1 pseudogene is annotated in these 418 nt (G+C 81.6%); it reads right to left on the minus strand.

Annotated features, from left to right (window positions below):
* Positions 1-230 (minus strand): annotated as a pseudogene (locus AC2CJA_RS27285) (hypothetical protein); the annotation flags it as partial.
* Between the last annotated feature and the right edge of the window lie 188 nt (positions 231-418).

Below are 418 nucleotides of genomic sequence, written 5' to 3' on the forward strand. Positions count from 1 at the left end.
GGATCCAGCAGCGCGAAGGCGCCCAGCAGCGCGCCCAGCGCCGCGGCGGTGGCGAGCCAGTGCGGCGCGCGGGCGCGGGTGTGGGCGGGTACGGCGGAGGAAGGCGCGAGGAGTGAGGGCGCCCGGTCCGCCGCGGTGGCACCGGCCGGGCCGGGCTGGGGCGGGACGTACGACGGGGAGACGGCGGAGGGGGGCGAAGCGGAGGGCGCGGAGTCTGCCGGAAGCTGCACGAGGGACGGCTCCTGTGGGGTGCGGGCGGCCGGGGGTGCCCAGCATCGTGCCATACGTCACACCGCGCGGGAACGGCCGGGTCGCACTTCGCCGCCCGGTCTTCCCTCCCGCTCTCGCCAGGCCCTCCGCGTGGGGCCGCGCGCGGGCGCCCCGCGCGGGGGGCCGGGGGGGCGGGGCGGCGCGCGGG

This window comes from Streptomyces sp. ATLC9 (genome assembly GCF_057196705.1).